Genomic DNA, 25,080 nt, shown 5'->3' on the forward strand with positions numbered 1-25,080 from the left:
ATTAGTACAGAAAAGGATAGGGTTGATCCTTGGATCTGTTCAAAAAGGCCTTCCTTTTTTGGGCAGTATAGAAAGATATCTTTCTCCAGGAAAGAAAAAAGCTGCCCACCCTTCATATGAGGCTTTAAACCAAACCGAAACTCACAATTTTTTCTGTATACTCACGATTTTTTCATTTTTTGTCACGAGAAACCTCCCCAAACTCCCAAAGCCGCAACTATTACAAATTAATACACCAATAACCTCACGTATCTCACTATTTTTCTCACGTTGATGTAATGATTCCTAATAATTTAACAATACTAAGGCATTCAGCAATCAGGGCTGGTACGAAACTCACGAATTCTAACTCGTTTATCACGAACAATAGTTACAGATTCACGAACCAATAATGATTATAAATTAAATGGACAATCAAATAGCCTCTATAAGAGTCCTAACTCTTATAGAGGCATTACTGCAATTAACTAACTTAAATTCATTATCGAAAAAGTTTATAAAGCTTGTCTCATTTTTTCCCAGAGCCTGGTAATCATCGGTTCAGGTTAAATAATCAGAATAAGTGTACTTTTTATCCGGATCACTCTTGGGCACGCTCATTCTAAGAACCTCCCTTTCGTTTGACTACTCTAATTATTGTCTGAAAAACAGGAAACAGGATCACCACAAGCAATATGACGACTGCTCTAACTAGCTCCTATCAAAACTCATAGGTTACTTGCACTTGTGTAATCATTTTCAACTCGCCTTGGTTAATTACTGTAGATGAATCTTGCACGGCCGCTTCCGACTTCATCAGGTTGGCTTCACGATAAACTATGGGAGGAGTAGATGTACCTAATTCCTCGATAATAATGACGTCCTTTATCTTCTTTCCTGATCTTGCAGCTAGGGCTTCGGCTTTCTTTTTCGCATGATCTATTGCCTGTTCTAGTGCCTCAATTTGATACTCGTCCTCTTTTTCCGTACTAAATCGGATGTTTTCAACTCGATTCACGCCTGCATTAGATACCGTATCTAGAAAATAACCTATGTCATCCATCTTTCGGTATGTAACTTCTACGATATGCTCCGTTCTATATCCTTTCAGTACGTTTTGTTCCTTCTCCCATCGATAATCCGGTTGAGTATAGTACCTGACTGTTTTAATATCCGCTTTATCTACCCCTTGTTTTTGGATTGCATCTTGAATTTGAGAGAATAATTGTGCATTTTTTTGTTGCGCCTCTTGTGCCGTTTTCCCTTCCGTATTCAGCCCAAATTGAACGTATGCTACATCTGGAGTGATGGTTATTTCTCCTTTTCCTGCTACCGTTATGGTATTAATTCGTGATTCACTTATCGCACTTACAGAAACAGGTTGTAATGCAGAAGAAATAGCAAAACCTGCACCGACCATTAGCGCCAAAACAACAGGGACGGTAATACTTTTCCTCCAAATACGTCTTGAATCTTTCATAACGTCATCTCCTTTATGCTTTTCTATCTCTTTAGACATAGCATATCCAACAAATGTTGCATAAATAGAGTGTTAAAATCCAGCCCAAACCAATACATACATAATACACATTATGTAATCTAAAAAAAGACATGGAGTCCGCTATTCGCGTTACACCAATTTGAAGGATAACCTTTTGTTCACGCCCAATATCACCTACAAAATTAAAGAAGGGCTCCTTCATCAATTAATAGTTGAGAGAAGCCCTTCTTTTGTGATTTTTGATCTGATTATAGTTGGTCAAAACACCTAAAATCTATTCCCATTATTCATGAAAATTAGTGCCGTCAGTCACAGCTTCAATAATTCCTGCGCGGATCACAAAGTCACCGAAGTGCTCGCCATCCTGGCGCTCTTTCGCATAACGAGGAAGAAGGGTTCGAAGCACAGTTAGTATCTCTTCTTCTCCGATATTTTCACGGTACATTTTACTTAAACGACTTCCGTCGAAGGCAGCTCCGAGATACATATTGTATTTTCCAGGCGCCTTACCGATAAAGGCAATCTCACCTAATGCATGGCGGCCGCAACCATTCGGGCACCCCGTCATACGGATGGTGATTTCCTTGTCTCGTAGGCCGTTCTCATCCATTATCTCATCAATCTTATCCACGAGAACAGGCAAGTAGCGTTCCGCTTCCGCCATGGCAAGACCGCAAGTGGGTAGCGCCACACAGGCCAGAGAACTGCGACGTAAAGCGGAATAATGTTTTCCATCCGTTAAGCCATATTGCTCGATGAGCTCTGTAATCTTCTTCTTTTTCTGACTCGATACGTTCGCGATCATCAAGTTTTGGTTGGCGGTCAGACGAAAATCCCCTGTATGAATTTTGGCGATTTCGCGCAAGCCTGTCATCAGCTTGTATTCTTCTAGATCTGTGATGCGTCCACCTTCTACGAACAAAGTGAAGTGCCATTTTCCTTGATGTCCTTTTACCCAACCGTATCGGTCACCATTATGATCGAAGTGAAACGGCTTCGCCTCAGACAGGCTCCAGCCAAGACGAGCTTCTAATTCCGCAACAACCGTCTCAAGACCTAGACGGTCTACCGTGTACTTAAAGCGGGCATGCTTACGTGCGGAGCGGTTTCCATAATCGCGCTGAATCGTAATGATTTTTTCGGCTACATCATATATTTTTTCCGGCTTACAGAATCCAATCACCTTAGCCAATTGCGGATACGTTGTTTTGTCCCCGTGCGACATCCCCATACCGCCGCCAATCGCCACGTTAAACCCAGCTAATTTTCCGTCCTCTACGATGGCGATGAAGCCAAGATCTTGGGAATAGACATCGATATCGTTGGATGGCGGCACCGCGATTCCAATTTTAAACTTACGGGGTAAATACAACGGTCCATACATAGGCTCGATTTCTTCCACATCTGAAGTACCAGCCACTTTTTCTTCATCCAACCATAGCTCATGGTACGCTCTAGTACGCGGTAATAGATCATCACTGAGTTTTTTCGACCATTCAAAAACTTCGCTGTGAAGCTCCGATAAATCTGGATTGGGGTTACACATGACGTTACGGTTTACGTCGCCGCAAGCCGCAATCGTGTCTAAAAGGGAAGCATGAATTTCTTGAATTGTCTTTTTCATATTCCACTTTAGGATTCCGTGCATCTGGAATGCTTGACGCGTCGTCAGCTTCAAGGTCCCATTTCCATACTTTTGGGCGAGATCGTCCATCACCAGCCATTGTTCTGGTGTCGCCACACCACCTGGCGTACGTACACGAAGCATGAACTGATAAGCAGGTTCTAGCTTTTGCTTTTGACGCTCGTTGCGTAAGTCTCGATCATCCTGCAAGTAGCTGCCGTGAAATTTCATCAGACGATTATCATCATCCGAAATTCCCGCGCTTAAATGTTCTAGCATCGATTCTTTTAACGTCCCGCGCAAGTAATTACTTTCGTCTTTAATCCGCTCCACATCACTCGGCGGGCCTTCCGGTGCTTTTAATATTTGGTTTGCCATATGGAAACAACCCCTTTCTCATCCAAATCAATATACATCGCGCTGATAGCGTTTTTGCTGTTGCATATCGGCTAGGTAAGCCTCTGCTTGCTCACGACTGATCCCGCCTTCTTTTTCAATAATCTCGACCAGCGTGTTATGAACATCACGTGCCATATTCTTTTCATCTCCACAGATGTAAACAACGGCACCTTCCTGCAGCCAAGCAAACAATTCTTTACTGTTTTCGAGCATCCGGTGCTGAACATATACTTTCTCATCCCTATCACGCGAAAACGCAACATCCATCTTCGTGAGGACCCCGTTTTTGATCCACTTTTGCCATTCCGTCTGGTAAAGGAAGTCTGTGACAAAATGCTGATCCCCGAAGAACATCCAAGACTTTCCTTCTGCTCCACTTTCTTCGCGCTCTTGCATAAAGGAACGAAACGGTGCAACCCCAGTCCCTGGACCTACCATGATGATCGGCGTATCTGGATTGGCCGGAAGCTTAAAGTTTTGGTTCTGTTGGAGGTAAATAGAAACCTTATCTCCTGGCTGTAAACGCTCCGCACAATAGATCGAGCACACCCCTTTTCTCTCACGTCCATGCGCATCATAGCGAACCGCTCCCATCGTAAGATGCACTTCATCCGGATTGGCCGCTAAGCTGCTTGCAATCGAATAAAGACGAGGGGGGATCTTGCGTAATACGGAGATAAAGTCTTGAGCAGATCCTTTCCATGGTCCATAATCACGGATTAAATCAAGCAAATCGCGCCCCTGGAGATAAGCCTTTAACTTATCTTCGTTGCCCGCTGCTATCAGCTCTTTCGCTTCATCCTTCGATAAGAAACTTGCTGCCTGCTGAAGAAGCGGTTTAGTTAAAACCGTTATCTCAAAGTGAGAGGTCAATGCTTCCTTGAGCGCACGAATCTCTCCTTGTTTATTGACCGTCACGGTCCCTTGCGGATCCCATTTCAACTCCTCAAGAAGTTGGTCTACGAGGACAGGATCATTTTCCGGATAAATCCCGAGACTATCTCCCGGTTCAAAGCTCAGTCCAGAACCTTCTAAAGAGATTTCAAGGTGACGCGTTTCCTTATTCGATCCACGTCCATTTAAATTGATATTTTCGAGGACCTCTGCGTAAAAGGGATTCGTTCTAGAATAAACGGATTCCTTGACTTGAGCAGCCGTTGCTGAAGTGCCGGTTGGCATGGAAACCGAACCTTCCCCTAAGCGGCTTAGAACGCCTTCGAACCATTCAGCTGCCGGCTCATCATAATCCACATCACAGTCTACACGAGGGAAAAGACGTTCTCCACCCAGCTCTTCTAGACGCTGATCAAAATCGATACCCGTCTTACAGAAGAATTCATAAGAACTATCTCCTAGTGCCAGCACCGAGAAGCGCAAACCTTCGAGCTTAGGAGCTCGTTTGCTATGAAGAAACTCATGGAACGACAACGCATTATCCGGTGGCTCGCCTTCCCCATGCGTGCTCACGAAAACAAGCAGGTTGCTTAATTTTTTTAAGTTATTTGGCTTGAAATCACTCATGGACGAAACGGTGACTTGATAGCCACGTCCTTCTAGCGATTTTCCTGCTTTTACACCAAGACGCTGAGCATTACCGGATTGCGATCCGTAAAGAATTGCTACCTCCTTCGAAATCGGCTGGGGCGCGGCTGGGGCAGAAGCTTGCGTTTGCGATACTTGTGCTTCTGTGGATTCTATAGCCGTTGTAACCTGAGATGCAGCCAAAAAGCCGCTCAACCAGACCTTTTGGGATGGTGTTAATGTAGGCAGAAGACGATTGAGGAGCTCTGCCTGCTCCTGATTAAACGGACTGTTCACAACTTGAAGTTGCATGAGATACCACCTCACAAAGGAATCTTCACTTATGTACCTAACGATTACGTTCATAATTGGGTTGAACTTTTTTAACGTACACATTTATATAGGAGAATAAGTAACTTCATTATATCCTATCTATTCCGATAAGTTAAGTCACCTTACAAGGAATTATAAAAATAAATCTGAATGACAAACCAAAAAGGGGAGTATGCGTTCCCCTACTCCCCTCTCTACTCTGGCTTTTTTCTATTCCAAGTCTCAATCACTTTCCTAATTCCATTTGATCCCAATAATCGGCTGTTGATAAATAAGAAGCAAATTGCTTACTTTCTTCGCGTCGTGCTTTCCTCATCATCGCTCTCTGAGGAGCCATTTCGTTCAACTTTTTTTCCTCTTCCGTGCTTGGGACGACAGCAGGTACCTGCAGCGGTTTCTTATTCTCATCTAAGGCCACAAAGGTTAAGAACGAGGTCGCCGCAATCCGACGTTCTCCCGTAAACAGATTTTCTGCAATAACCTTAACAAAAACCTCCATGGATGTCTTCCCAGTAGATACCACATAGGATTCAAGGGTCACAGAGTCGTCTAAAGTAATCGGCATTAAAAAATCAACAGAATCCGTAGATGCCGTCACAACTTTTTGATGGCTGTGTCTGATGGCAGACAAGGAGGCAACATCGTCAATGTCAGACATTAATTTCCCTCCAAATAAGGTACCATGGGTATTCGTATTCGGTGGCATAACTCGACTCGTTTTCACAATACGGGATTCTTTACAATGCTTTGGTTCCATCCTTGCCCATAGCTCCTTTGATCACCTTCTATGTTATGTATCCTATCATTTATAGGAAGCGAAATGCTAGATTAATTTATTATTCCTAACCATCTCTACGATAATACATCAGTAACTTCCATTAAATAAGTAAACAAGTTATAATAACAGAATTAAATATACACAAATGAAAAGGAGTATGAAACATGAGCAACTTACAATCTGTCGTTGAAAAGTTTCGTCAACCTACATATGATATTAATCCTATATTCTTAAATCGCTGGTCTCCTCGTTCCTTCCTAGAGAAGGATGTCCCTGAAGACGTCCTGCTAAGCCTGTTCGAAGCAGCACGTTGGGCCCCTTCTGCCTTCAATCTGCAGCCATGGCGATTCATTCTTGCCCGCACGAAGGAAGATCGCGAAAAATTTTACACTTTTATCGGAGAATTCAACCGGACATGGTGTGAGAACGCTCCCGTCTTGGCTCTTATCGTTTCACAGAACACCACAGATAAAGGCAAAAATAAATCACACTCGTTTGATGCAGGATCTGCTTGGGGTTATTTATCTTTGGAGGCTGTTAATAAAGGTCTCATTACCCATCCTATGACAGGTTTTGACTTCGATCAGGCACGTGAAGTTTTAAATGTACCGGAAGAATACTCCATTGAAGCCCTCATCGCTATTGGGTACCAAGGGGAAAACAACAGCCTACCTGAGAACTTACAGCAAAGGGAGCAACCATCTCCTCGTCGTGAGTTAAGAGAATCCCTGTTTGAAGGCGGATTTGGTCGAGAGATAAAGTAGATCGGGAAACTAAATCACAAAAGAAGGGCTTCATCCGACCACTTTGACGCCCTCAAATCGTGGCCACGCCATTTTCAGGGCTTCATTCGACACGGTTGACGCCCTCAAATCGTGGCCACCCCATTTTTAGGGCTTCATTCAACCACTTTGACGCCCTCAAATCGTGGCCACCCCATTTTTAGGGCTTCATTCAACCACTTTGACGCCCTCAAATCATAGCCACCCCATTTTCGGGGCTTCATTCGACACGGTTGACGCCCTCAAATCATGGCCACGCCATTTTCAGGGCTTCATTCGACACGGTTGACGCCCTCAAATCATGGCCAGCTCGTTTTCCGGGCTTCATTCGACACGATTGACGCCCTCAAATCGTGGCCACCCCATTTTTAGGGCTTCATTCAACCACTTTGACGCCCTCAAATCATGGCCACCCCATTTTTAGGGCTTCATTCAACCACTTTGACGCCCTCAAATCATAGCCACCCCATTTTCGGGGCTTCATTCGACACGGTTGACGCCCTCAAATCATGGCCACGCCATTTTCAGGGCTTCATTCGACACGGTTGACGCCCTCAAATCATGGCCAGCTCGTTTTCCGGGCTTCATTCGACACGATTGACGCCCTCAAATCGTGGCCACCCCATTTTTAGGGCTTCATTCAACCACTTTGACGCCCTCAAATCATGGCCAGCTCGTTTTCAGGGCTTCATTCAACCACTTTGACGCCCACAAATCACAGCCAGCTCGTTTTCAGGGCTTCATTCAACCACTTTGACGCCCACAAATCACAGCCAGCTCGTTTTCAGGGCTTCATTCAACCACAGCCCACATTCGTACAGCCTTGCACTTTCCCCCCTCACCCTGTCCGAATAAGACCCGCTTTCAGACTCCCTTACGTTTGCTAGGCTCTTCTCAAATCTTCTTTCTTACTCCGTAAAACGGTTATAAAACCATCCAAGATATCATGACTAACAGCAAAGCCCTTTCTTTTATAGAATTCAAGGGCGTTGTAATTCCCATTAGAAACGTAAATAAAATAATCCTCTACATCATCAAATCCCTTCAACCATTCCATCGACATATCAAACAAGGTTGAACCAACCCCGTGTTTCTGATACTCTTCTCTGATATAGAATTGGGATAAACACCCCACATTTTTTCTGCGAACAGAATCAAGGTCAAAGAAAGTGGCAAACTCATTAGAATACGTTTCTTTAGGAGAGATATTAGAATAAACGTAACCTACTATTCTATCGGCGTCCTTCACTACTACAATAAAATTATGTATGGCCTTTTTTATAGAAGGTACCATTCTCGTTTCAAAGTTCATACTATCAAATAACTCTGTTCTGATGTGGGATTTGGATTTTTGGAAAGCCATGAGTTCGTTACACAAGTCTCTACAAACTTCCATTTTTTCTTCCGATATGACCTCATATACTAGATTCATATTTTTCACTCCTATTAATCTGATCTATCATACTCTAGCTAAATTCATTTTAATGTATAATGAAAAGAAAACAAGAATGCAGGTATTTCTTACTAAGTCAGGAAAAACTGATTAAAGGAGACTCTTTGATGAGTAGTGAAAAAAAAGAAATAAATAATTATAATGACTGTCCTTTAACCTTCGCCTTGAACATCATTGGAGGAAAATGGAGACTTCCTATCATCTGGGCGTTGTGGAAAAACAAGACGTTGCGTTACAACGAATTGAAAAGAAATGTATCTGGCATAACAAATATGATGTTAGCTCAATCCTTAAAAGAAATGGAGACTTACGGACTTATTGTTCGAAAACAATATATGGAAATTCCCCCAAGGGTTGAATATTCCTTGACTAATGCAGGGGTAGATCTTGTACAAAACCTGGAATCACTAGCCAAATGGGGGAAGAGGATGCAGGAGAAATAGAAAAAAAAGGACAGAAGAACGAATTCTTTCTTCTGCCCTTTTATTTATTGTTAATACACATCCTGCCTAGTAAAGACGCTAAAGGAAACAAGCAGTGCACCAATCCCCCATACGGCTAGTACAACTAAAGAAAAGCCGAGGGTCATACCTTCAATAGGCGGTGTGTTTCCTGCCAAATAATCGGTAACCTTTAAATTAATCATAAATAGATACTTTGCGGATTCCCATGAAGCCACCATGTTGTTTAATATAGCTCCAGAAATCAAAGCCGCTAACATCACTCCCATACCCGCCGCTGTGCTTCGCATTAAAACAGACAGCATGAAGGTAAGGGTACCCACGATCAACGCCACAAACCATACTAAACCGAAAACCATCAGCAAATATTGCCATTGTGGGATCAGGTGAACACCAGCTGTATTCAACTCTCCCCCCTCAACCGTAAATCCGGTAATGACCGGTGCTGCCCATCCTCCATAACCGAAGACGACGCCAGAGATGAGATAGGAAAGCAGACCGAACATAGCCACAATGAAGGAAACCGAGAGCACTAAGGTGATATACTTGCTCATGAGGATTTTCCAGCGCCGAACCGGCCGAGTTAGAAGGAGCTTCACTGTCCCCCCGCTCCGTTCGGAGGAAACCAAGTCGGCAGCCACTACCATAACCATCAGCGGGATAAACAGATTGATTGCATTCTCTGCAAACATGCGCATGAACGTTGGAGCTCCCGGCTCCATCGGATTAATATCACTATCTAGGTAATACTGCTGCTGCTGAATACGTAATTGCAGTTGGCTTCTCCATTCATCCGAAATTCTGCTGCTAGTAAGGCGATTCTGGGTGTCGATAATTTGTTGCTGAAGCGTCGTCCGCCAATCCACTGTCCCTAATCTCTCGACTGTTCTTTCCACAACCTTAAATTGAGCATAAGTGAACATTCCCACGAGCACACTAATAATCAGGGCAATCACGACCAGCTTTTTCTTACGGACGAGCTTAAGCATTTCATTTTGAACTAGATTAATCAACCGTTTCACCTCCTGTCAATTCAAGGAATAGATCCTCCAGCGCAGGGAGTTTTCTTTGCATTTCTTTTACCTCTACGCCCTGTTCCACTAGATTTCGATTCCACACCGCTGCATACTCATCGCTATATGTCGTGACAAGTGTCCCTTCAGGCCCAACAGATACAGGCGTCCATTGTTCTAGTAAGGCTTTAGCCTTGTCCTGAGGAGTCACCCGCCAAATTAATCTTTCCTGCAAAGATAGAAGAGAATCAACCGTATCTACTTTAATGATTTCTCCTCTTGATATAATCGCGACTCGATCACACATGAGTTGAATTTCACTCAGCAAGTGACTAGAAACCAAGACACTAAGTCCTTCTTCCTCTGCCAAGTATCGAATAAAACCGCGCATCTCTCGAATTCCAGCCGGGTCAAGACCGTTTGTTGGTTCATCGAGGATCAGAACCTTCGGCTTTCCAAGAAGAGCCTGAGCAATGCCCAGCCGCTGTCTCATTCCTAAGGAGTACGTCTTAACCGGATCATGGATTCGTTCCTGTAACCGTACTAGTTTCACAACAGAATCCATGTGCTCACGATCGACTTGGGGCAGCATATGGGCAAAATGTTCGAGATTTTCCCACCCTGTTAGATAAGGATAGAGCTCGGGATTTTCTACGATACACCCTAGTTGACTCATGGCTTTGACAAAGTCCTTTTCCACATTATATCCGCAAATTTCAATCGAGCCTGCCGTGGGTTTAATTAAGCTTACGAGCATGCGAATGGTCGTGGTCTTCCCCGCCCCGTTAGGCCCTAGAAAACCAAAGACCTCTCCTCTTTTCAGTTCAAAGTCCAGCCCCTTAATAATTTCCTTTTTGCCGATCGTTTTTCGAAGTCCTTTCACCGAAAGCGTAATCTCGCTCATCTTTTATTCCCCTTTACTTTGTAATCAATGCAGCGACACGCTCCGCCATCATCTGATACCCGATTGTATTCGGGTGGAATTTATCTGAGAATAAAAAGTCATCTACTTGTAATTGAAAGAGATCAAAAGTAGGTACGAACACACTATGCTTGTCCTGGTCGAGCCACTCATTGGTCTCATAGTTCCACTGGCGTACCGCCTTTGTCGTGATATCTGAATCATCGAGGTTAATGAATGGGTTATACAACCCTAAATAATAGATCGTAGCGTCCTGATTGACAGACCGAATTTCATTCGTAATTTGCTTAAAGTTTACTAGATATTCCTCACGAAGCTTATCGATCGCATCCACATCAAGATCAATAAGAGTTCTTCCTCCACGGAAAAGGTCATTTCCACCGATGGTCATGACAATCCAATCCGCGTCTTGGATCTGCCGTTTTACTTCTTGCTGTTTTACAAGCTCGAGCAATTGATCAGAACGATAACCCTTCACACCAAGATTTTGAAGAACCACCTTCTCACCGGATTGTTCCTCTAAGAGATCGACTAAATAGCCAACATAGCCCTTGCCATTGGAATCTCCTGTTCCTCTCGTGAGAGAATCGCCCAAGGCTACGAGAGTTCTTCCTTCTACAGCCTTTTCCGAGCTATTAGCTTCCGTTTTTGTCACTGATGCAGCAACGGTACCGAAAAAGTGACTTTGCAAGGTCAAACCAAACCCTATTAACAAAAGCAAAAAGGATAAACCAGATAAAACAGTAATCATTTTTACCGTATACTTTTGCACATCTCCACCTCTTTCTGCCTACTCTAAGACTAATTGTATCATTTCCACTTTAGAAACGTGAACAACGCAAATTATAGTAAAGAACATTGAACTAAGCTCGTACATCCCCTTTATACGTAGGAGTCGTCAATCTGTTTCATCTTCTTTATAGAAAAAAGGGCAAAGTCCAAAAGCCATAAACTTTTGGACTCTACCCCTTGTTTATTTCATTATGCTTTGATCGTTACCGTTTTAATGGTAGTGAAGAATTCCATGGCGGCTCTTCCTTGCTCTCTCGCCTGAGTGCTAGAGGCCTTTACCCCACCGAATGGAGCCTGCAGTTCTACACCTGAGCTCTCACCATTCACTCGGATCATACCGGCTTCAATTTCATTTAAGTATTGGAAGACTTCGTTTAGATGATTGGTAAAAATGGAGGCACTTAGACCATATTTCACATCATTGGCTACTTGTAGCGCCTCATCTAAAGAGTCGACCTTTATCAGCGCTAAAACAGGACCGAACACTTCTTCTTGAGCAATCCACATGGACGGATCAACATTCTCAATTAAAGTAGGTTCGATAAAATAACCGTATGCCATTTCATCCTGATCCAACGGCTTTCCACCCCAGACTACATGTCCACCTTCATCGATCCCTTTTTGAATCGCAGCCAGAACATTATGATACTGGTTCTGAGATGCAACAGGTCCCATATACGTATCTGCTGCTAATCCATTCCCTACTTTTATACCCTTTACTTTTTGCAGGACTTTCTCGCGGAATTCGTCATAAACCTCTTTAACAACGATAGCCCGGCTCGTTGCTGTACATTTTTGTCCCGAGGACTTCATACTTCCGCTCACCGTTAACTCTGCTGCTAGCTCCAAGTCAGCATTTTGGGTAACAACAACCGGATTTTTTCCACCCATTTCCAATTGGTACTTAGCTCCGCGCTCTAGTGCTTTTAAAGCAATCAACTGTCCCACTTGGTTTGATCCCGTAAACGAAATAGCTTTCACATCCGGATGCTCAGTAAGGGCATTCCCAACCTTACTCCCTGAACCACTCACAACATTGATTACACCAGGAGGAAAACCTGCTTCTTGTAGACATTCCATGACCTTCATAGCCGTTACGGTTGCTTCCAAGGCAGGCTTCATCACAACGGTATTCCCATAAATGAGGGCTGGAGCCATCTTCCAAATAGGGATAGCAACAGGGAAGTTCCATGGTGTTATGAGTCCAACTACACCTAAAGGAGAACGGGATGTAAATAGAAGGGTCCCTTCCTCGTTAGAGGGAATGACTTCCCCAATGGATCTCATCCCTTCACTGGAATAGTATCGCAAAATGGCTACCGCCCGCATTACTTCTCCTTTTGCCTCCGCTAATGTCTTTCCCATTTCACGGGTTAACGTTTCGGCAATATCGTTGACTCTTTGTTCCATAAGATCTGCCGCTTTCCGCAACACATCCCCGCGTGCTCCTCCTGACAGCTTAGACCAATGAGGAAACGCCGACTTTGCTGCTTTAACCGCCATGTCCACGTCCTCCGCTGTAGATAACGGTACGTAACCCACGATCTCTCTATAATCGGCTGGATTAATGCTTTTCTCCACTTCTTGTTTTTGAGCGTCTACCCATTGACCATTGATTAGATTCTGATACGTCTTAACTTCTGTTTTTACTGTCATGATTTTTCCTCCTCGTGATCTGTATTTTTCGTCCAAGCGATGACCGAAGAAAACAAAAAAAGCCAATTATATTTCTGAGGGCATACTTACCCTACAAAATATAACTGGCTCTATTCCACTTTAACTCTTCGATTGCTCGAAGTTCAGCAGATTTATCAGTTTCATTAGGTTATTCAACTGTATTGTACTTAAAAAAGAAGCATCACTGATCTTAGAAGAGGTAATCTACAAGGAGTGATGTTTTTCTTATTTATAATATTATAATAGTTTCAAACTAAAGGACATGTCAATCATTAATTTGCTCTTATTGGTTTTTATTAGTTCCTATTGGTATAAGCCTGCCAAACTCATAAAAAATTTCAAGAGGTTCATATTAAAAAAGGACGTTCATCAACAGGAAAGGAGGATATGTATGCCGGATCGCAAACAACCTAATGACCAAGCACAAAGGAAAAATGCCGTTGGTCAAATTCAAGAGCAACTAGAAAATCAGGCACAAGCCCTAGAAACGGTTCAATCTAACCAACAACAAAATGCCAAAGCAGTGGCATCGGTACAACAAGACCAAATGGATTAATATTTTAATGAAAAGGCAGGAAACGGGGCGAACTATTATACAAGTTCATGAAAAGTCCGTAATTGGTAAACCGTAAAAAGAGTGAGCTGTAATCCGTAATCCGTCTAATCTTTGGCAATGGATTAATTAAAAGAAAACATTCTTTTGATACGCTCAAAAGATAAGCGGTGCCCACAATATCCTGCCTTTTCTGCTGGATTACACCAGCCGTGAAGGGACAATCATCTTACCCCCTCAAGGCTAGGTACCCCTAATCTATATACTTGCTTGCGTCAAACGGAATAGATACCATATGGTTTTGGTGTTCAATGGATGCTGAAAGACGATTGACCTGTCGTTCAAGTTTGAGTGCTTTTTGCCTATAGACTTCTGGATCGTACAAGGCAACCGTCATCAGAGAGGAAGCATCACTACTAGGCCCTCTTCGCCCTCTTTCCATCAACCGCTCCGTTTTCTTACGTGTTGAGAAAGATTTTAACTGATTAAGATCCATCCTTAATTGTTTGGCCAGTTCAATCGCTTCCATTAAAGTGACCTCTTCTCCGTTCCAGGTCATTTTCTGACTTAGATTTGCTTCCGTAACCAATCGACCTAGGACGCGATAATCCCGCTGTAATTCATAAATTTCCTCGCTAATGATATCCATAGTCCGAGGATAAGGCTCATAACTATCGCCTTTTTCTATAATGACATAAGCGTGTTCCCAGCGCTCCGAAAACAGTTCGTTAATTCGCCGTTCGAGCATCTTTCTCAACGGAATCGCTTCAGCTAACGTAATCATCCTTTTATCCCTCCAATCCAACTCTACTATTTATAGACGTGACTCCCACCCTAAAAGTTACACACTCACATCAAAAAAAGAACAGCATCAAGCACCAAATCTTTTCCTATATCCGCACTTTCTGCATAATTCCTCAACCGCTTGTCTCCTAGAGAATCCGTAAAAGAGATTATTCGCTCTTTCGCTTTCTACAATTTCTGAGAAGGAGGAATCATTAATATTACCTAAATTGATGACACCTTCACCATCTAAACAGCACGGAACAACGGTACCATCAACAAGTATAGCAGCTTGACTTCGAAGCGCATGACAAAATCCTTTTCCATCGTCTTCCGCCGCTTGTAAACTCGGCCACTCAAATTCATGGTCTTGGTTCAAGTAGATACGATTTGCGATCTTGACTCCGCTCCCCGGCAGCACTTTTTCCTCAATTTTAAAATCAAGGTTAAACTCTTTCTCCAAGACTTCAAGAGTTTCACGGTTTCTGTTTTTTTCTAGGTTCGTCGCATTATCTTGATCTAAGTTCCACAATCTCAAAGAAATAATCACGTTGTGTTCCACAACTTCCCTGACAAAAGACAAGATATTGGACAGGTATCCTTCTCGGTTCTCAGAACCCTCATGGCCATCAAAACTATGAAGAGAGAAGTTCATTTGACGGAGGGCTGGTTTTCCTAGAAGCTTGTGCTTCACTTTCGGAAGCAACGTTCCATTCGATGTAATATTAACCTTAAAGCCTTTTTCGTGGCTGATATCTAACAATTCATCAATTTTGGGATGAAGGAGAGGTTCTCCTTTGACATGAAGATAAATATGATTCGTGTGTGGCTTGATTTGGTCCAGAATCTCACGAAATTTATCCACATTAATAAACTTAGCCTGTCGACCCGTTTGCGGACAGAAGGCGCAAGCAAGGTTGCAAACGCTAGTAATCTCAACATATACTTTTTTAAAGGTTTTCACAGCTTGTTCCCTTTCTAACGAAAATAGCTCATATAAGATTGACACCATCCATTATACCGTGCTGTATAGAGGAAAGAAACCATCAGCCTTGTAGTTCCGATATATCCCTAGATAGGGGAAAGCTTCTATACTAACCAACATACGAAAAAAACCGCTGGATTCAGCGGGTCAAATCATAAGCGATCAATTTCTCTCTAGATTCTTATTTTTCACGACATCTCCTTGCTAATAAAACAAGCACTAAGATGTGTTTCGCTTCGTCTTGTTAACTCAGGGATTGTACTTTTACATTTCTCCGCCCGCTGAGCACAACGGGAATAAAAGGAGCATCCTAGTGATTGTTCGAAAGGGCTAGGAGGGTCTCCTTCTAACTCCATTCGGTTCCTCCCCCCTCTTGATAAGCGAGGAACAGCAGAAAGAAGTGCCTTTGTATATGGATGATTGGTATTCTCAAATACTTCCGAAGTCTTCCCTATTTCTACGATTCTACCCAGATACATGACAGCTACTCGATCTGAAATGTACTTTACTACAGATAGATCATGAGAAATGAAGATCATAGTCAGGTTTAATTCTTTTTGAAGATTCTTTAGTAATTGTAAGATATGGGCTTGAACAGATACGTCCAATGCACTGACCGGCTCATCGGCAATAATCAGTTTAGGCTGTACAGCTAAAGCTCTTGCGATCGCAACTCGTTGTCGTTGCCCTCCACTGAAGGCTTTTGGAAATTTATCAGCGTCTTCAGGATTAAGTCCGACCTTAATCATCAACTGATCAATATATTGACGTATTTCCTTCTCTTGTTTATAGATATTATGAAATCTAATCGCTTCACTTAGCATCTCTCGAATCGTCATTTTCGGGTTGAGGGATGAGTAAGGGTCCTGAAAGACCATTTGCATATTTTTCCGAACGGACTGCATGTGCTTTTGAGATATTGAAGTGATCTCTTCCCCTAAAAAACGGATAATCCCACCTGTTGGCTCAGACAAACGCATTATTGTACGACTTAAAGTACTTTTTCCACAACCACTCTCTCCTACCAGTCCAAGTATTTCTCCTTCCTTCAGGTCAAAATCCACTTGGTTAACCGCATACAACTTTACGGGATCTCTGTGAAATAATCGATCAAACCAGGTACCCTTCTGTTGATAGACTTTTTCCAACCCCTGCACTTGTAAGATTGTTTTTGTCATTACACAACAGACACCCTTTCATGATGGATACAAGCAGTCCAGTGACCATCTGCTACCTTGCGTAGACGAACCGCTTCATCTTTAAGGCACTCCTTTGTAGCCATCGAACAGCGCGGCTGAAACGGACAGCCCATAACAGGCTCACTAAGGACAGGTAATGAACCTGGGATACCAATAAGTTCCTGATCCGTGTCTAATTGAGGAACAGAGCGTATCAAACCTAACGTATAAGGATGCCGGGGGTTCTTAAATAACGCATCGGTGGCAGCCTGTTCCATCACCTTCCCGGCGTAGAGAACAACGACTCGATCACACGTTTCTGCCACTACCCCTAAGTTATGTGTAACGAGTAAAATGCCCATCCCAAATTCTTTCTGCAATCGTTGTAATAACTGAAGAACTTGATCCTGAACGGTAACATCCAGAGCTGTCGTTGGTTCGTCAGCAATCAGAAGCTTAGGATTACAAGAGACAGCCAGAGCAATCATTACCCTTTGACGCATACCACCGCTCAGCTCATGGGGATATTGTGTTATTCGCTTCTCAGGGGATGGAATACCTACGAGTCGAAGCAACTCTACGGCACGACTTTTTGCTTCTGTCCTGCTTAGCTTTTCATGTCTTCGTAACACCTCCATTATTTGGTCCCCTATACGGTAAACAGGATCAAGGGAACTCATTGGATCCTGTGAAATCATCCCTATTCGCTTTCCACGAATATTTAGCATTTCCTTTTCTGCTAGGGTTGCCAAGTTTATCCCTTCAAAAAGGATCTCACCCTTTTTCATTTTCCCAATACCCTTAGGGAGAAGCTTAAGGATAGAACGACAGGTAACACTTTTCCCACTTCCACTTTCTCCAACTAACCCTACAGTTTCGCCTTCATTCACTTGAAATTCCACATTATTAACAGCATAGATTTTTCTATGCCTAGTATCCAAGACGACATCTAGGTTTCTAACCTCTAATAGCGGCATCAACGCATCGACTCCTCAGCTTATTCCTGCCTTTAAGAAAACTCTTTTACATCACCAAGTAATAACATCGCCAGTAAGGTAGGCATCAGCTGATGAACATCAGATGTTTGAAAACGTACCGTTTTACCGTTAATAAGTTCTACTTGTGGCATATAGCTTACTACCTGAGCCGAACTTGTCGTTTTAAATTCAATCTGTAAATCATAACTCTCTAATACAGGAACAGGACAAACTCGTTGTCTATCAAGGACAGCTACTCGAGCCATTTCCTTTATCCTCCTACGACTTTCTTCTGGATGTAGACAGCGAGCTGTGAACATACCAAGCCCCTTTTTTACGGCTACAGTATGTACTCCTTCGATTTCTCGACTGACCTCTTCCGTGGTTTGAGTATCCCCTGTTACGAGTACGACTGGAACCCCATAAGCCCCTGCAATCACAGCGTTAATTCCAGCTTCTCCGATCTCACGTCCATTAAGTTTAATACGTTGAACCGCTCTGTTACTCATCGTGTGATTAAGAACTGCATCTCCTACTCCTGCCATACAATGATATCCAATAAAGAAAGCAGCGCTATAAGTTGAATCGATGCCCTCCATCATAAGAAGTGGTTTTAAGAATCCACGAACAAGCTCAGCCTTGGGATGTAGCTCATCAATAATGAGATTTCGCATGGTGTCATGAGAGTCATTGACAACTACTTCACTCACCCCAGCTTCTAAAGCCCCTTCGATAGCTGCATTAACATCCTTTGTCATAAGCTGTCTATAATATTGATAATCTATCGTACCGCGGTTCACATCATCCCAGTCTGTAACGCCCGAAATCCCTTCCATATCAACTGAAATAAAGAGTTTCATAAGTGATCTCCTCCAGATTATTGGTTTTCTATCTTCTCCGCTAACCCATCTCCTAATAAACTAAAGCCAAGACCTGTAAGGATAATTCCAAGTCCAGGAAACGTAGAAATCCACCATGCATTAATAATGTAATTTCTGCCCTCTGCAATCATGGCACCCCACTCCGGTGTTGGAGGCTGAACCCCCATACCTAAGAAGCTTAGTGAGGCCCCAAGGAGAATACAAAGAACGATATCGGACATGCAGAAAATAAGAGCTGTAGTGACAACATTGGGTAAAATATGCCGAAACAATATCTTTCCATCCCCATATCCTAGGCTTTTTGCAGCAAGGATATATTCTTGCTCCTTAACAATGAGTACCTCTGCTCTTACAATTCGAGCATAAGCACTCCAACCAACTAAAAAAATCGCCAGAAAAAGATTAAATAATCCTGTTCCAAGGATAGAAACGATAGCAATAATCAATACCATAAACGGAAAACTAATGACGATATCCACAATTCTCATCATCAATGCATCCAACCATCCACCATAATAGCCTGAAAGCAGTCCTATCAGGGTACCAAATAATAGAGGCATAATTACAGAGAATATACCGATTTGAAGATCCGTTCTCGCAGCATATAGCATACGAGTGAATATATCGCGACCAAAGTTATCTGTGCCAAACCAATGCTTAAGGCTCGGTCCTTGAAGCGCCTCTGCTAAATTGTTTTTAATTGGATCATAGGGAGTTATAAATGGTGCCAATAACGAAATAAGAAAAACAAAACCTACAATAGCTAGTCCCCACCCAATCTTGGTCCGAATAGCTAAATGTTGCAACCTTCTAGGAAGTGTTCTTCGTGGTAATGGTTTGGTCATGGGTTGATGTAATGATGGCATAGAACCTCCTTACTCTAAGTGAACTCTCGGATCTAAAATCGTATAGACTAAGTCCGTCAGCATATTAACTAAAATTACCAATGTGGCAAAGATCAGCACCAATCCCTGAATCACAGGATAATCCCGTGTTAAGATGCTGTTTATGAGTAATTGTCCAAGTCCAGGTAAAGAAAATATGGTTTCAATCACCACTGATCCTCCTAGAAGCCATCCAACATTTACTCCGAGTATTGTTACCATTCCTATGACCGCATTTCTAAGAGCATGTTTGATAACAACCTGCCATGAACTAAGCCCTCGTGCACGTGCTGATTCAATGAAGTCAGATGACAAAATGGATATCATTTTAGATCTCAGAGGTCGTATAAGAACAGGGGATAGCGAGAAAGAAACGGTTAAAGCTGGTAGAGTTAAATGGTAAAGATGTTGTAAAAAATTGTCCCCATACCCAGACACAGGGAACCACTTGACCTTGATACTAAAGAGAAGCATGAGCAGAATCCCAATCCAAAAGGATGGCATAGAGAGCCCAATGATGGAAGCTGCCCTGAAACTACTATCAACCACACCATTTCTCCGTAGAGCAGACCAAAGTGAAATCGGTATACTAATAACTACACTAAGAAAAGCAGCATAAACAACAAGGAATATCGTGACTCCAAGGCGTTCGCTTATCAGAGTGAACACCGGTTGCCTAATAATGATTGAATCCCCCAAATCACCAGAGAACACATTACGAATATAGGTAATATATTGTGTCAACATCGGCTGGTCTAAGCCCATTTGCACAGTCAGTCTCGCAATATTTTCGGGGGTGGCCCGTGGACCCAGCATGACTAATGCTGGATCCCCAGGAATCATCCGTATTAATAGAAATGTAATAATAGAAACTCCAAGTAAAACCGGGATCAACTGAAATAAGTGTTTAATAATATACTGTAATCTTACGATGATCATCACCTTCTTTACGGTTTAAGCCAAACTTCCTCTAGGCGATAACTACCCATAGGCGATAGAGTAAATCCTTGCACATTCTTTTGCGTTACATAAGAGCTTGGTACATGGAATAAGAAGACATGAGGGGCATCCTCACTAAACATCTTCTGCATTTCCATATACATCTCCTTACGCTTATCTGCATCATTTTCTCCTTGAGCCTGCATTGCTAGTTCATCTAAGCGAGGGTTCTTGTAGCCGGTATAGTACGCGTTTGTGCCACCTGTTGAAACGGCTCCAAACATAGTAATTTCATCAGGATCAATAATATCACTAGAGTAATAGGTAGTAATTAAGTCATACTTCATAGAAGCCAAAAGCTCATCAACAACACCTGGCTCAAGCTGTTGAATTTCTATATCAATGCCAATTTCCTTTAACTGTTCTTTGACGATGACGGCAACTTGACTGTTAATTTCATTACCAGCATTGATCGTAAGAGTAGTCTTAAACCCATTCGGTCTGGAAGATTCGCTCATTAACTGTTTGGCCTTCTCTAGATCGTAAGGGTATCCCTTAAGCTGATCGTTAAAGTACATGACCTTTGGCAGATAGGAGGCGGCTGGTTCCCCTTGTCCCATAAGCACAGCTTGTATAATATCTTTCTTATTTACCGCATAGTTCATAGCTTGACGGATTTTCACATCATTGAAGGGTTCCTTTGTTGTATTAATAGGAATCATATCTACCCTTGCAAATGGTGCAACAATTACCTCAAGAGCTGGATCAGTCTTTAATTGCTCTAAGGTGTTAAAAGGAACATTAGAAGCAATATCTAACTCTTTGGCTTGAAGTTTAAAGATTTTTGCTGTGTCTTCAGGTACTTGAAGGAACTCTACTCCATCTAAATAAGGTTTGCCTGCTTGCCAGTATTCCGGATTCTTTTTTAACACTACTTTTTGTCCACGTTGCCAGTTATCAAGCATAAAGGGACCAGAGCCAACTGGATTGTTCGTAAGGTAATCCTTTCCATTTTCTTTTACGATCTGTTCTGGAACAATGGAAGAACTAAACAATGCTAAGGTCGATAGTAACGGGATGTAAGGAGTATTAAGATGAATGACCACTTGGGAATTACTTTTTACCTCTACTGAGTCAAAGGCTGTGTACATCCAATTCCAATTACTCTCATCACTTTTAGCTCTTTCTAAGGAAAATTTCACGTCCTGTGCGGTTACTGGCATACCGTTATGAAATTTCACTCCTGGACGAAGATTAAATGTATAGCTTTTCCCATCATCTGAAATACTCCAATCCGTGGCCAAACCAGGTTCAATATCACTTCCGTCGGCATTGAGACGAACGAGTTGATCGTACAAATTAAGTATCGTCCAGATAGACATGTTATCAGTTGGTACAATGGGATCAAAACTAGAAACATCTTGGTGGCGCGCAAGTCGTAGCACCCCACCTGCTTGCGGGTCATTGGAACCCTGTTCATTTGTAGCCTTTGGTGTACCCACGCTCGATTCTGTTGTCTTGCTTGAGGAATCACTGCTGGCTGGATTTGTGCTTGTGGAAGAACAAGCAACAGAGCCCGCGACAAGAAAAGTACTTAGTAGACCTAGCATCCATTTTTTAAAGTGACTTCTGCCAAACATCATCTTTTTCATCCCCTTCTTTAAAATATAGGCCTATTTCTCTGCTGCTTACTTTTAATGCTCCATAGCCCCATTCCCCCTTTCCTTCCGAGACAAAGTGAAACAGATTCCTACAACGGTAGAGACGAATGCTCCTGTTAAAATAGCTAACTCTATACTTTTTAGACAGAGAATCAAAATAGCTACAGTCACCCCAGCTGTAAGGGTAAACCATTCCTTCCCTTCCCCAATATGACCTAAAAAAAATAGGGGGAGTATCGCCACTTGAACCATACCAAAACCAAGTATTAACTCTAGGATAGTAAGCCCTGGCCAATGAGCTAATAGAAATGCTGTACCTGAAACAACACACCATAAGGAGGCTTTTTCCGTTACTCTCCTTAGCTCTTCGTGCATCCGCAATAACAAATAAATCATCATAGCTAGGAGGGTAATAATAAATAGATACTTTCCAAACTGTCCAGCGTATTGTTCAATGACTAGAAACCCAACCTGATCAGACTGCTTTGGCCATATAGCCTGCGCCTGTGCAACGAATGCTAATGACCCTAGTGATATAGGTAAGGGTGACCAAAGCAATGCGGGTAGAATACGGTATGGCCCACCTTCTACTAGTAGATCTCGTACAGTGCCGCTTAAATAGAGTAGCGGGATCGAAAAGGTTACTAAAATGAATACAAAAAACAGTAAAGTTTCATGCGTACCATGTAGCTTTATAGAGGATGGAGCCAAGAAATGCAAACCTGAATAGACGGTTGGAATACTAATATTTAAATAAACAAGGCTAGGTATCAAAAAAGAAGCTATCATTCCCAGCCCAACCACACTGACAGTAATTGATTTTGTATATCCTTTACGCCATAGAAAATAAATGATCATAAATACAATTGTAAAAAGTAAAATGATTACCCCCCAATCCCCTGATATCAACGCCCTTGTCCATAGGTTTTTGGTAACCAGGATCATAAAAGAAAGGGCCTCTGTAATAAAGAGAAGCTCAATACAAAGGAGTAGGATTTTACTGGTAGGCCGTACGATGAACTTGGAGCGCAGCAAAATGAATAAAGAGATCCCAATCATACTCGCTAATGTGAATTGGAGTACACCCACCATCCCGTAATCATACGCAATTTGTGGAGTTAACAGGAAAATTACTGGTGTAATCATGAGACTGAGTAAGTAAACAGCCTGTGTCACTTTGCCATTTCTCAATTCCTTTCCCTCCGATAACTACTGGGTGATTGACCAGTCATCTTCTTAAAAGTGACTGTAAAATAGGTAGTGCTATTAAAGCCTGTCACACTCGCTACGTAATCAATACTATATGACTTCCTAAGTAATTCCTTAGCTCTCTCAATACGGGCCGTGACTAAAATCTCTACAAACGTAGTTCCTAATTCCTTTTTCAACAACCGATTGAGATGGGAAGGACTTATATGGATAGAACTGGCAACATCAGCTAAGGTAATCATTTTATCGAAATTTTCTCGTATAAAAGCCAAACATCGATCGACCATTCTATGGTGCCCCTCTCTAACTTGTTGTAGCGCTTGATGAAAGGCATTGGATAGATCTAAGGTTCTGGATATACCTATAGCGAAAACCAATTTTGAATCTTGTATCCTAAGACCCATTAACAAATGTTGAATCTCTTCAAGATACTCCTCCCGACTTAGAAGAACATAGTAATTTGACACCTTCTCTGGAGCCCAAATCCCCCATTCTGTCTTAATTTCAGATTGCAATATATGAACAAGCTGGTTCTCCATAATTTCGACTACAAAAACAACATTAGGGATAAAACCAATATGAGATGTCCAAAGATCCACTTCCAGGGTGGCTCCTGAGAGGAGTACTTTCTCTATGAGACTTTGGCGTATAATAGGAACAGTAGCATAACGTGCTGTATGCCGTTGAATCAATTTATCTAATGTTTCATAAAACTCTGCCGTACGAAAAGGTTTTAACAGATAAGCACTCGCTCCTAAATCTAAGGCTTTTTTTGCAAATTGAAATTCACCGTAGGCCGAAATCATGGCTACCTCAGTTGTTGGCCATCGGTGATGAATGATTTCCAGAACCTCCAGCCCATCGCGCCCCGGCATCCGTATGTCAAGGAACACCAAATCTACTGGCACTTTTTCTAGTAGAATAATAGCATCTAACCCATTGTCTGCTATTAGGATTTCTATAGGTTGAGAGGCCTTTTGTAGTAGGGTTTGTAAGTTCAGCAACTCAAGGGGTTCATCATCAACGATTAGTACCTTCAACCTTCCCTCACCTCCGTTATCATCACACGGACTCTTGTCCCCTCCGACCATGGCTGAATGAGAAGTTCAGCACGCTCAGCAAAATAATGCTTCAAACGCTGGTGTGTATTTTTCAACCCAATCCCCATTCGATCCGCTTCTATACCCTCCTGCTTCCAACGCTCAAACTGTAAGATCCATTCTTCTTGAATCCTCGTTCCAGTATTTGCAATATCAATATACAAGGTATGATTATTCAAATAAGCTGATATCGCAACCTCTCCTCCACCAAGTTGAGGTTCAATCCCATATTTACAAGCGTTTTCTACCAGTGCTTGAATCATAAATACAGGAATCTTAAAACATCTAATCCGCTCATCTAACTCATACCTCCATGACAATCGTTTTCCAAAACGAAGTTCTTGAATGTTCAGATATAAACCTACATAAGATAGCTCTTCTTCGATAGAAATTAGGTCTTGCTCCTCACGAATCGTATGGCGAAGTAAGTCAGAGATTCCATGAATGGCCTCCGTAGCTTCTTCATATTTCCCTATTCGGATTAGTGATGAAACCGTGTTAAGTGAATTAAACAAAAAGTGAGGTTGAATTTGAGAAGCTAAATGTGATAGTTGCATTTCCTTCAGTAACATTTCTAGTTCGGTCTTCCTTTTCGCTATATGCATCACTTCTCTCTCCTTCTCAGAGATTAGAAGAAAGACAAGAGTTGCTAGACCTATAACCCCACCGACTATACCGAATACTATGAATACCGT

The 25,080-nt window shown here is 42.4% G+C and carries 23 protein-coding genes; 3 read left to right on the plus strand and 20 right to left on the minus strand.

What is annotated here, in order from left to right:
- Positions 1-700: 700 nt before the first annotated feature.
- The 4 genes from EIZ39_RS10765 to EIZ39_RS10780 all read right to left on the minus strand — a co-directional run bounded on the left by EIZ39_RS10765 (position 701) and on the right by EIZ39_RS10780 (position 6,114).
- Positions 701-1,459, minus strand: coding sequence for an SIMPL domain-containing protein (locus EIZ39_RS10765; protein WP_164985018.1), 759 nt, complete (start codon positions 1,457-1,459; stop codon positions 701-703).
- Between the two features lie 304 nt (positions 1,460-1,763).
- The gene (gene cysI, locus EIZ39_RS10770; RefSeq protein ID WP_129199977.1) at positions 1,764-3,482 is read right to left on the minus strand and encodes an assimilatory sulfite reductase (NADPH) hemoprotein subunit; all 1,719 of its coding nucleotides are present in this window, start codon (positions 3,480-3,482) and stop codon (positions 1,764-1,766) included.
- A 27-nt stretch (positions 3,483-3,509) separates the two neighbouring features.
- Complete coding sequence (locus EIZ39_RS10775; protein WP_129199978.1) at positions 3,510-5,336, minus strand: assimilatory sulfite reductase (NADPH) flavoprotein subunit; 1,827 nt, start codon at positions 5,334-5,336, stop codon at positions 3,510-3,512.
- A 247-nt stretch (positions 5,337-5,583) separates the two neighbouring features.
- On the minus strand, positions 5,584-6,114 hold the full coding sequence (locus EIZ39_RS10780; RefSeq protein WP_129199979.1) for an acyl-CoA thioesterase: 531 nt from the start codon (positions 6,112-6,114) through the stop codon (positions 5,584-5,586).
- 185 nt (positions 6,115-6,299) lie between these two features.
- Between EIZ39_RS10780 and EIZ39_RS10785 the strand changes: the two genes are divergently transcribed.
- A complete protein-coding gene (locus EIZ39_RS10785) occupies positions 6,300-6,899 on the plus strand; it encodes a nitroreductase family protein (protein WP_129199980.1) in 600 nt (199 codons plus the stop codon).
- Between the two features lie 901 nt (positions 6,900-7,800).
- Here EIZ39_RS10785 and EIZ39_RS10790 read toward each other — a convergent pair.
- A complete protein-coding gene (locus EIZ39_RS10790; RefSeq protein ID WP_129199981.1) occupies positions 7,801-8,349 on the minus strand; it encodes a GNAT family N-acetyltransferase in 549 nt (182 codons plus the stop codon).
- Between the two features lie 128 nt (positions 8,350-8,477).
- Between EIZ39_RS10790 and EIZ39_RS10795 the strand changes: the two genes are divergently transcribed.
- Positions 8,478-8,813 carry a winged helix-turn-helix transcriptional regulator gene (locus tag EIZ39_RS10795; RefSeq protein WP_129199982.1) on the plus strand — a complete coding sequence of 112 codons (336 nt, stop codon included), beginning with the start codon at positions 8,478-8,480 and terminating at the stop codon, positions 8,811-8,813.
- A gap of 50 nt (positions 8,814-8,863) precedes the next feature.
- On the opposite strand, the gene EIZ39_RS10800 is transcribed toward EIZ39_RS10795, so the two are convergent.
- The 4 genes from EIZ39_RS10800 to gucD form a co-directional block, all read right to left on the minus strand.
- Positions 8,864-9,844 carry an ABC transporter permease gene (locus EIZ39_RS10800; protein WP_129199983.1) on the minus strand — a complete coding sequence of 327 codons (981 nt, stop codon included), beginning with the start codon at positions 9,842-9,844 and terminating at the stop codon, positions 8,864-8,866.
- Positions 9,837-10,748 carry an ABC transporter ATP-binding protein gene (locus tag EIZ39_RS10805; protein ID WP_129199984.1) on the minus strand — a complete coding sequence of 304 codons (912 nt, stop codon included), beginning with the start codon at positions 10,746-10,748 and terminating at the stop codon, positions 9,837-9,839. Before EIZ39_RS10805 ends, EIZ39_RS10800 begins: the two co-directional genes overlap by 8 nt.
- Before the next feature lie 13 nt (positions 10,749-10,761).
- Positions 10,762-11,538 carry an SGNH/GDSL hydrolase family protein gene (locus EIZ39_RS10810; RefSeq protein WP_240675767.1) on the minus strand — a complete coding sequence of 259 codons (777 nt, stop codon included), beginning with the start codon at positions 11,536-11,538 and terminating at the stop codon, positions 10,762-10,764.
- A 209-nt stretch (positions 11,539-11,747) separates the two neighbouring features.
- The gene (gucD, locus tag EIZ39_RS10815) at positions 11,748-13,214 is read right to left on the minus strand and encodes an alpha-ketoglutaric semialdehyde dehydrogenase GucD (protein WP_129199985.1); all 1,467 of its coding nucleotides are present in this window, start codon (positions 13,212-13,214) and stop codon (positions 11,748-11,750) included.
- A 412-nt stretch (positions 13,215-13,626) separates the two neighbouring features.
- Between gucD and EIZ39_RS26565 the strand changes: the two genes are divergently transcribed.
- Positions 13,627-13,791 carry a hypothetical protein gene (locus EIZ39_RS26565; protein WP_164985019.1) on the plus strand — a complete coding sequence of 55 codons (165 nt, stop codon included), beginning with the start codon at positions 13,627-13,629 and terminating at the stop codon, positions 13,789-13,791.
- Positions 13,792-14,041: 250 nt separating this feature from the next.
- Here the strand turns inward: EIZ39_RS26565 and EIZ39_RS10820 are convergent, their stop codons facing one another.
- The 11 genes from EIZ39_RS10820 to EIZ39_RS10870 all read right to left on the minus strand — a co-directional run bounded on the left by EIZ39_RS10820 (position 14,042) and on the right by EIZ39_RS10870 (position 24,990).
- The gene (locus tag EIZ39_RS10820) at positions 14,042-14,572 is read right to left on the minus strand and encodes a hypothetical protein (protein ID WP_129199986.1); all 531 of its coding nucleotides are present in this window, start codon (positions 14,570-14,572) and stop codon (positions 14,042-14,044) included.
- Between the two features lie 87 nt (positions 14,573-14,659).
- Entirely contained in the window at positions 14,660-15,535 is an 876-nt protein-coding gene (locus tag EIZ39_RS10825; RefSeq protein ID WP_129199987.1) for a radical SAM/SPASM domain-containing protein, read from the minus strand.
- Between the two features lie 209 nt (positions 15,536-15,744).
- Positions 15,745-16,734 (minus strand): ABC transporter ATP-binding protein, encoded by a 990-nt coding sequence (locus tag EIZ39_RS10830; RefSeq protein WP_129199988.1) that lies wholly within the window; start codon positions 16,732-16,734, stop codon positions 15,745-15,747.
- The gene (locus EIZ39_RS10835) at positions 16,734-17,711 is read right to left on the minus strand and encodes an ABC transporter ATP-binding protein (protein ID WP_129200261.1); all 978 of its coding nucleotides are present in this window, start codon (positions 17,709-17,711) and stop codon (positions 16,734-16,736) included. Before EIZ39_RS10835 ends, EIZ39_RS10830 begins: the two co-directional genes overlap by 1 nt.
- Before the next feature lie 32 nt (positions 17,712-17,743).
- The gene (locus EIZ39_RS10840; RefSeq protein ID WP_129199989.1) at positions 17,744-18,571 is read right to left on the minus strand and encodes a M55 family metallopeptidase; all 828 of its coding nucleotides are present in this window, start codon (positions 18,569-18,571) and stop codon (positions 17,744-17,746) included.
- A gap of 17 nt (positions 18,572-18,588) precedes the next feature.
- The gene (locus tag EIZ39_RS10845; protein WP_205668540.1) at positions 18,589-19,458 is read right to left on the minus strand and encodes an ABC transporter permease; all 870 of its coding nucleotides are present in this window, start codon (positions 19,456-19,458) and stop codon (positions 18,589-18,591) included.
- Positions 19,459-19,467: 9 nt separating this feature from the next.
- Positions 19,468-20,415, minus strand: a complete 948-nt coding sequence (locus tag EIZ39_RS10850) for an ABC transporter permease (RefSeq protein WP_129199990.1) — start codon at positions 20,413-20,415, stop codon at positions 19,468-19,470.
- 8 nt (positions 20,416-20,423) lie between these two features.
- The gene (locus EIZ39_RS10855; protein WP_164985020.1) at positions 20,424-22,058 is read right to left on the minus strand and encodes an ABC transporter substrate-binding protein; all 1,635 of its coding nucleotides are present in this window, start codon (positions 22,056-22,058) and stop codon (positions 20,424-20,426) included.
- Positions 22,059-22,109: 51 nt separating this feature from the next.
- On the minus strand, positions 22,110-23,267 hold the full coding sequence (locus EIZ39_RS10860) for a hypothetical protein (RefSeq protein ID WP_129199992.1): 1,158 nt from the start codon (positions 23,265-23,267) through the stop codon (positions 22,110-22,112).
- Complete coding sequence (locus tag EIZ39_RS10865; protein ID WP_164985021.1) at positions 23,264-24,325, minus strand: response regulator; 1,062 nt, start codon at positions 24,323-24,325, stop codon at positions 23,264-23,266. Before EIZ39_RS10865 ends, EIZ39_RS10860 begins: the two co-directional genes overlap by 4 nt.
- Positions 24,322-24,990 carry a sensor histidine kinase gene (locus tag EIZ39_RS10870; RefSeq protein ID WP_164985022.1) on the minus strand — a complete coding sequence of 223 codons (669 nt, stop codon included), beginning with the start codon at positions 24,988-24,990 and terminating at the stop codon, positions 24,322-24,324. Before EIZ39_RS10870 ends, EIZ39_RS10865 begins: the two co-directional genes overlap by 4 nt.
- Positions 24,991-25,080 lie beyond the last annotated feature (90 nt).

Source organism: Ammoniphilus sp. CFH 90114 (assembly GCF_004123195.1).
GTDB lineage: Bacteria > Bacillota > Bacilli > Aneurinibacillales > RAOX-1 > YIM-78166.

Bases quoted from the DNA above. Each gene is read 5' to 3' on its own strand.
- EIZ39_RS10845 (WP_205668540.1), bottom strand. From the start codon at position 19,458: ATGCCATCATTACATCAACCCATGACCAAACCATTACCACGAAGAACA.
- gucD (WP_129199985.1), bottom strand. From the start codon at position 13,214: ATGACAGTAAAAACAGAAGTTAAGACGTATCAGAATCTAATCAATGGT.
- EIZ39_RS10765 (WP_164985018.1), bottom strand. From the start codon at position 1,459: ATGAAAGATTCAAGACGTATTTGGAGGAAAAGTATTACCGTCCCTGTT.
- EIZ39_RS10870 (WP_164985022.1), bottom strand. From the start codon at position 24,990: ATGCATATAGCGAAAAGGAAGACCGAACTAGAAATGTTACTGAAGGAA.
- EIZ39_RS10830 (WP_129199988.1), bottom strand. From the start codon at position 16,734: ATGACAAAAACAATCTTACAAGTGCAGGGGTTGGAAAAAGTCTATCAA.
- EIZ39_RS10780 (WP_129199979.1), bottom strand. From the start codon at position 6,114: ATGGAACCAAAGCATTGTAAAGAATCCCGTATTGTGAAAACGAGTCGA.
- EIZ39_RS10790 (WP_129199981.1), bottom strand. From the start codon at position 8,349: ATGAATCTAGTATATGAGGTCATATCGGAAGAAAAAATGGAAGTTTGT.
- EIZ39_RS10850 (WP_129199990.1), bottom strand. From the start codon at position 20,415: ATGATCATCGTAAGATTACAGTATATTATTAAACACTTATTTCAGTTG.
- cysI (WP_129199977.1), bottom strand. From the start codon at position 3,482: ATGGCAAACCAAATATTAAAAGCACCGGAAGGCCCGCCGAGTGATGTG.
- EIZ39_RS10805 (WP_129199984.1), bottom strand. From the start codon at position 10,748: ATGAGCGAGATTACGCTTTCGGTGAAAGGACTTCGAAAAACGATCGGC.
- EIZ39_RS10840 (WP_129199989.1), bottom strand. From the start codon at position 18,571: ATGAAACTCTTTATTTCAGTTGATATGGAAGGGATTTCGGGCGTTACA.
- EIZ39_RS26565 (WP_164985019.1), top strand. From the start codon at position 13,627: ATGCCGGATCGCAAACAACCTAATGACCAAGCACAAAGGAAAAATGCC.
- EIZ39_RS10795 (WP_129199982.1), top strand. From the start codon at position 8,478: ATGAGTAGTGAAAAAAAAGAAATAAATAATTATAATGACTGTCCTTTA.
- EIZ39_RS10855 (WP_164985020.1), bottom strand. From the start codon at position 22,058: ATGATGTTTGGCAGAAGTCACTTTAAAAAATGGATGCTAGGTCTACTA.
- EIZ39_RS10775 (WP_129199978.1), bottom strand. From the start codon at position 5,336: ATGCAACTTCAAGTTGTGAACAGTCCGTTTAATCAGGAGCAGGCAGAG.
- EIZ39_RS10820 (WP_129199986.1), bottom strand. From the start codon at position 14,572: ATGATTACGTTAGCTGAAGCGATTCCGTTGAGAAAGATGCTCGAACGG.
- EIZ39_RS10785 (WP_129199980.1), top strand. From the start codon at position 6,300: ATGAGCAACTTACAATCTGTCGTTGAAAAGTTTCGTCAACCTACATAT.
- EIZ39_RS10835 (WP_129200261.1), bottom strand. From the start codon at position 17,711: ATGCCGCTATTAGAGGTTAGAAACCTAGATGTCGTCTTGGATACTAGG.